General features: G+C 70.3%; 3 protein-coding genes. All 3 read right to left on the reverse strand.

Translation table 11 applies throughout. The features are described from left to right. Nucleotides 1–178 precede the first annotated feature (178 nt). Nucleotides 179–1,069 carry a succinate--CoA ligase subunit alpha gene (gene sucD, locus KS423_RS41140; protein WP_224284841.1) on the reverse strand — a complete coding sequence of 297 codons (891 nt, stop codon included), beginning with the start codon at nucleotides 1,067–1,069 and terminating at the stop codon, nucleotides 179–181. Between the two features lie 18 nt (nucleotides 1,070–1,087). Beyond that, a complete protein-coding gene (gene sucC / locus KS423_RS41145) occupies nucleotides 1,088–2,260 on the reverse strand; it encodes an ADP-forming succinate--CoA ligase subunit beta (RefSeq protein ID WP_224284842.1) in 1,173 nt (390 codons plus the stop codon). Between the two features lie 303 nt (nucleotides 2,261–2,563). Beyond that, a partial coding sequence (locus KS423_RS41150; RefSeq protein ID WP_224284843.1) for a VWA domain-containing protein occupies nucleotides 2,564–3,608 on the reverse strand: 1,045 nt, incomplete at its 5' end.

A 3,608-nucleotide genomic window follows, 5' to 3' on the forward strand; every position in this document is an offset into this window, starting at 1 on the left:
CGCTGGGGGCTGCCGGCGGCGGGCCGGATCGGCGCTCCCCCGCCGCAGGGCCCGGTGGCCTGTCGGCCGTGGTCGCCACTGCCCTGCACGACGGGGCCGAGCGGGCACTGAACGCACCGGAGACGACGAGCGCCCCCGCCCGGGGAGGGCGGGGGCGCTCGTCACGCGCGGGGCGGGATCAGCCCTGGGCGGCGATGATCTCGCGGGCCAGGCGGGCGGTCTCGGACGGCGTCTTGCCGACCTTGACACCGGCGGCCTCAAGGGCCTCCTTCTTGGCCTGGGCGGTGCCCGAGGAGCCGGAGACGATGGCGCCGGCGTGGCCCATGGTCTTGCCCTCGGGGGCGGTGAAGCCCGCGACGTAGCCGACGACCGGCTTGGTGACGTGCTCGGCGATGTAGGCCGCGGCACGCTCCTCGGCGTCGCCACCGATCTCACCGATCATGACGATGATCTCGGTCTCCGGGTCCTCCTGGAAGGCCTTGAGGGCGTCGATGTGGGTGGTCCCGATGACCGGGTCACCGCCGATGCCCACGGCCGAGGAGAAGCCGATGTCCCGCAGCTCGTACATGAGCTGGTAGGTCAGGGTGCCCGACTTCGAGACCAGACCGATCTTGCCGGAGCTGGTGATGTCGGCCGGGATGATGCCGGCGTTCGACTGTCCGGGGCTGATCAGGCCGGGGCAGTTCGGGCCGATGATGCGGGTCTTGTTGCCCTTGGCACCGGCGTGCGCCCAGAAGGCGGCGGTGTCGTGCACCGGGACGCCCTCGGTGATGACGACGGCCAGGCCGATCTCGGCGTCGACGGCCTCGATCACGGCGGCCTTGGTGAACGCCGGCGGCACGAAGAGGACGGAGACGTCGGCCCCGGTCTTCTCCATCGCCTCGGCGACGGAGCCGAAGACCGGGATCTCGGTGCCGTCGACGTCGACCGTGGTGCCGGCCTTGCGCGGGTTGACACCGCCGACGATCCGGGTGCCGGAGGCGAGCATGCGGCGGGTGTGCTTCATGCCCTCGGCGCCGGTCATGCCCTGGACGATGACCTTGCTGTCCTTGGTAAGGAAGATAGCCATGGTGTTAAGTCCCCTTCCTTACTTGTTGGCCAGCTCGGCGGCGCGGTCAGCGGCGCCGTCCATGGTGTCCACGCGCTGGACCAGCGGGTGGTTGGCGTCGTCGAGGATCTTGCGACCCAGCTCCGCGTTGTTGCCGTCCAGGCGGACGACCAGCGGCTTGGTGACGTTCTCGCCCTTGCTCGCGAGGAGCTCCAGGGCCTGCACGATGCCGTTGGCGACCGCGTCACAGGCGGTGATGCCGCCGAAGACGTTGACGAAGACCGACTTGACGTCGGGGTCGCCGAGGATGATCTCCAGGCCGTTCGCCATGACCTCGGCGGAGGCGCCGCCACCGATGTCGAGGAAGTTGGCGGGCTTGACGCCGCCGTGCTTCTCACCGGCGTAGGCGACCACGTCGAGGGTGCTCATGACGAGGCCCGCGCCGTTGCCGATGATGCCGACCTGGCCGTCGAGCTTGACGTAGTTCAGGCCCTTGGCCTTGGCGGCGGCCTCCAGCGGGTTGGCCGCGGCCTTGTCCTCCAGGGCCTCGTGCTCCGGCTGGCGGAACTCGGCGTTCTCGTCCAGGGAGACCTTGCCGTCGAGCGCGATGATCTTGCCGTCGCCGGACTTGATCAGCGGGTTGACCTCGACGAGGAGGGCGTCCTCCTTGATGAAGACGGTCCACAGCTTCTGCAGGACCTCGGCGACCTGGTCGGCGACCTCGGCCGGGAACTTCGCCGCGGCGACGATCTCGGCGGCCTTCTCCGGGGTGCAGCCCTCGTTGGCGTCGACCGGGATCTTGGCGAGCGCGTCGGGGTTCTGCTCGGCGACGACCTCGATCTCCACGCCGCCCTCGACGCTGGCCATGGCCAGGAAGGTGCGGTTGGTGCGGTCCAGCAGGAACGAGACGTAGTACTCGTCCTTGATGTCCGCGGTCTGGGCCAGCATCACCTTGTGAACGGTGTGGCCCTTGATGTCCATGCCGAGGATCTGCTCGGCCTTGGCGACGGCGTCCGCCGGGTCGGCGGCGAGCTTGACGCCGCCGGCCTTGCCTCGGCCGCCCACCTTCACCTGAGCCTTGACGACGGCGCGGCCGCCGAAGCGCTCCGCGATGGCGGCAGCGTCTGCGGCGGTCTCGATGACATCGCCGTCAAGCACGGGCACGCCGTGCTTGGCGAAGAGGTCCCTCGCCTGGTACTCGAACAGGTCCACGTGTTTGTCCTTGTTCGTGGTCGCGGATTGTGTCTCTACGAGCGTGCCACGGCAGGATCTTCGCTGCGGGTCGTCGGGGCGGTGCGGGTACGCAGAGGTACGGCCTTGCGGCCCACACAGCCACGGGCGCACACGTCAATCAACACGCGCGTCACGTCCGTCTGGCAGGTTATCCCCGTGGGACGGGACTGTTCCGCCCGAGGCCTGCCCGTCTTGGGTGAGAACCGTCACAGAAGGCCCGGAGGGGCGGGGCCGGACGGCCGGTCCACCGATCGAGCGGATTAGCGCGTTCGGATGAACCCTTCAGATCCCCTGTGCAGCCCCCTTGATCAGGTGCTGTGGGATCGGGCGCTTCTCGATGGCCGCCGCCATGATCTCCGGGAACGCGTCCGGGGTGCAGGCGAAGGCCGGCGCCCCGAGCGAGGCCAGGGCGGCGGCGTGCGCGTGGTCGTACGCCGGGGCCCCCTCGTCGGAGAGCGCGAGCAGGGCGATGAACTGGACGCCGGCCGCCTTCATCGCGGCGACCCGCTTGAGCATGCCGTCCCGGATGCCGCCCTCGTACAGGTCGCTGATCAGCACCACGACGGTCTCGGAGGGCCTCGTGATCTTCGACTGGCAGTAGGCGAGCGCGCGGTTGATGTCGGTGCCGCCGCCGAGCTGGGTGGCGAACAGGACGTCGACCGGGTCGGTGAGCTGTTCGGTGAGGTCGACCACCGAGGTGTCGAAGACGACCAGCCGGGTGTCCAGGGTGCGCATCGAGGCGAGCACCGCGCCGAAGACCGCCGAGTGGACGACCGAGGGCGCCATCGAGCCGGACTGGTCGATGCAGAGGATGACGTCCTTCTTCACGGCGCGCTGGGCACGGGCGTAGCCGACCAGCCGCTCGGGGACGACGGTGCCGTGCTCGGGCAGGTAGTTCTTCAGGTTGGCCCGGATGGTGCGGTCCCAGTCGATGTCGCGGTGGCGGGGACGGTTGACCTTGGCGCTGCGGTCGAGGGCGCCGCCGAGCGTGGCCCGGGTGCGGTCGGCGAGCCGGCGCTCCAGGTCGGCGACCACCTTGCCGACCACCGCCCGGGCGCTCTCCCGGGTGGTCTCGGGAAGCGCGTGCTTGAGCGAGAGCAGGGTGCCGACCAGGTGCACGTCCGGCTCGACGGCCTCCAACATCTCCGGTTCCAGCAGCAGCCGGTCCAGACCGAGCCGGGTGATCGCGTCCTGCTGCATCAACTGCACGACGGTGGACGGGAAGTACTCACGGATGTCGCCCAGCCAGCGGGCCACCTGCGGGGCCGAGCCGCCCAGCCCGGCGCTGCGGCGGCCGGTGCGGCCGGACCGGGCGCCCTCCTCGGGG

This window comes from Streptomyces sp. LS1784, assembly GCF_020103755.1.
GTDB lineage: Bacteria > Actinomycetota > Actinomycetes > Streptomycetales > Streptomycetaceae > Kitasatospora.

Bases quoted from the DNA above. Each gene is read 5' to 3' on its own strand.
- sucD (WP_224284841.1), bottom strand. From the start codon at position 1,069: ATGGCTATCTTCCTTACCAAGGACAGCAAGGTCATCGTCCAGGGCATG.